This window comes from Sphingomonas bacterium, assembly GCF_903643065.1.
Taxonomy (GTDB): domain Bacteria; phylum Pseudomonadota; class Alphaproteobacteria; order Sphingomonadales; family Sphingomonadaceae; genus Sphingomonas.
The window spans coordinates 1-3,274 of sequence record NZ_CAHJWX010000349.1; the positions used below are offsets into that span (position 1 = coordinate 1).

2 protein-coding genes are annotated in these 3,274 nt (G+C 66.2%); both read left to right on the top strand.

Annotated features, from left to right (window positions below):
* Nucleotides 1-2,656: outer membrane protein assembly factor BamA (gene bamA / locus HUU95_RS11815; RefSeq protein ID WP_438827210.1), on the top strand; the 2,656-nt coding region annotated here is incomplete at its 5' end.
* The coding region (locus HUU95_RS11820) for an OmpH family outer membrane protein (RefSeq protein WP_174280290.1) at nucleotides 2,656-3,274 on the top strand (619 nt) is incomplete at its 3' end. The genes bamA and HUU95_RS11820, both read left to right, overlap by 1 nt.

Consider the following 3,274-nt stretch of genomic DNA (forward strand, 5'->3'; position numbering starts at 1 on the left):
CGGCCCGCGCGGCGGCGCGACGGGACCGGTCCAGGCGCTGCCCGCCCCGACGCTCGGGCCCGAGCATCAGGTCACCGATCCCAACGCCAAGACGATCAAGAGCCTGCGGGTCGAGGGATCGCAGCGCATCGAGCCGGAGACGGTGCTGTCCTACACGCGGCTGCGCGTCGGCATCCCCTATGACGCGGAGTTCCTGGATCAGGCGCTCAAGGACCTGGGCGCGTCCGACCTGTTCGCCGATTTCCGGATCGAGGGCGCCGAGACGGGCGACATCGTGGTGCGCGTACGCGAGAACCCGATCATCAATCGCGTGATCTTCGAGGGCAACAAGACGCTCAAGCAGGACAAGATCGACAAGGAGGTCAAGCTCAAGCCGCGCCAGATCTTCACCCGCTCCGCCGTGCGCGCGGACGTGGCGCGGATCATCGAACTGTACCGGCGCCAGGGCCGCTTCGCCGCCGTGGTCAGCCCCAAGATGGTGTCGCTCGACCAGAACCGCGTCGACGTCGTCTTCGAGATCACCGAAGGCGCCAAGTCCAAGGTCCGTCAGATCAACATCATCGGCAACGAGGTGTTCTCCGACGACAAGCTGCGCGGCCAGATGGCGACCAAGCAGGCACGCGCGTTCCGCTTCTTCTCGTCGGCGACGTCGTATGACCAGGATCGGCTCAACTACGACCAGCAGAAGCTGCGGCAATTCTATCTGACCGAGGGCTATGCCGACTTCCGCGTCATCTCGGCCGTCGCGGAGCTGACCCCGGACAAGAAGGACTTCATCATCACCTACGTGGTGGAGGAGGGCAAGCGCTACAAGTTCGGCGACATCACCGTCGACAGCGAGATCCGCGACTTCGACAATAAGCGGCTCGCCTCGTCGCTGCCGGTGAAGAAGGGCGAATGGTTCAACGCCAAGCAGGTCGAGGACTCGGTCGACCAACTCAATCAGGCGGCGGGCCTGTTCGGCTATGCCTTCACGGAGGTGAACCCGGATTACCAGCCCGACCGCGACACGCTGACCATGACGGTGAACTTCCACATCGCGCAGGCGCAGCGTACCTATGTCGAGCGGGTGGACATCAACGGCAATACGCAGAGCCAGGACAAGGTGATCCGCCGCGAGATCCGGCTGGCGGAAGGCGATGCGTTCAACAGCTTCCAGGTCAAGCGCAGCCAGGATCGCATCAACTCGCTCGGCTTCTTCCAGGACAAGTTCGAGATCAAGCAGAACCCGGGCTCGGCCGGCGACCGCGTCGTGCTGGACGCGAACGTCGAGGAGAAATCGACCGGCGAGCTGCAGCTGTCGGCCGGCTATTCCAGCCTCGAAAAGGCGATCATCCAAGCCAATATCACGCAGCGCAACTTCCGCGGCAAGGGCCAGGAGCTGCGGCTGGGCGTCAACTATTCAAGCTATTCCAAGTCGATCGAGGCGGGCTTCACCGAGCCTTACCTGTTCGATAAGAACATCGCGCTGGGCATCGACCTGTTCCGCCGCGACTATAACAGCTTCTCCTATATCGGCGACACGCGCCAGACCACCTATTCGCAGGTCTCGACCGGCTTTCAGATCCGCACCGGCGTGCCGCTGACCGAATATTGGTCGCTGTCGGCGCGCTATGGCCTGTCCTATGACCAGGTCGGGCTGGACAAGGGCACCTATTACACCAACGGGGTCTGCGATCCGCTCAAGGCCGGTCGCTACCTGTGCGACAGCCTGGGCAACCGTTATACTTCGTCGGTGGGCTATTCGATCATCAACGACAGCCTCAACAGCCGGCTGCGCCCGACCGGCGGCTCGCAATTCACCTTCGGCCAGGACCTGGCGGGGCTGGGCGGCGATGTGAAGTATCTTCGCACGCGCGCCGAGTTCGCCAAGTATAAGGGCCTGGGTGGCGGCTTCGTCGCCTCGATCAACGCCGAAGGCGGCTGGATCAAGTCGCTGGAGAAGAGCCGGGGCGCGGGCATCGACAAGGTGCGGATCACCGATCGCTTCTACCTGGGCGAGCCGCAGTTTCGCGGCTTCGACATCCGCGGCGTCGGTCCGCGCGTCCAGCGGATCCCCTACACCACCGACCCCGTCACCGGTAAGCAGACGCTGGTGACGAGCAAGGACCAGATCACCGACGACGCGCTGGGCGGGCGCGCCTATTACCTTGGCCGGCTGGAGCTGGAGCTGCCGCTCGGCTCGGGCGCGCGCGAGCTGGGGCTGCGGCCGTCCATCTACGTTCAGGCGGGCTCGCTGTTCGGCATCGTCCAGCCGCTGCCGACGGCGACGTTCCCGGTCGACGCCAACGGCATCGTCCAGCCGCTGCCGGCAACCGATCCGGCGACGGGCAAGCTGCTCTACGCGAACACCTATGTACCGGACGCGACCCAGCCGACGGTCACCCAGTCGCGCACGACGCTGTGTCCGGTCGGCTATGCCGCGATGGCGACCGATGCGTGCGTCGGCACGGAGGTGAACGCGACCATCCCGGGTCAGGCGCCCTTCCTGGAGCGGTTCCTGGGCAACAGCGCCATGCCGCGCCTGTCCGTCGGGTTCGGCGTCAACTGGAACTCGCCGTTCGGCCCGTTGCGTATCGACATCGCCAAGGCATTGCTGTCGCGGCCGGGCGACGACAGGAAACTGATTACCTTCAACGTGGGAACCCAATTCTGATGCTCAAGCTCGCTCGCTTCCTCGCCGCCGCCGCGATCGCCGCGCCCGGCGCCCTCCTCACCGCCGCCCCCGTCCAGGCGCAGGTCGGCCAGGTCGCGACCGCCGATCCGCAGGCGGCGATGGCCAACACCAAGGCGTTCCAGGCTGCCGTCGCGCAGATCCGCGTCACCTACAAGGCGCAGATCGACCAGGCACAGGCGCGCGGCACGGCGATCGACGCCGAGCTGCAGCCGCTGGTGACGCAATTCAACGCCGCGCGCGCGGTGCCCAATGCCAACCAGCAGGCGCTCCAGACACAGCTTCAGGCGATCCAGGCCAAGCAGAACGCCGGCCGCGACGAGATCGCCCGGATCACCGCGCCCGCCGAGCGCGCGCAGCAATATGCGCTGGAGCAGCTCCAGCAGCATCTGAGCGACGCCGTGCAGGCCGTGGTGAAGGCGCGCAACATCGGGCTGATCGTGTCGCCGCAGGCGGTGCTGCTGAACCAGCCCGCCGCCGACGTCACGCCCGCGATCACGACCGAGCTGGACCGGCTGGTGCCGACCGTCAGCACGGCGGTGCCCGCCAATTGGCAGCCCGGGCAGCAACAACAGGCCGGCGCCGCGCCCGCGCCCGCCG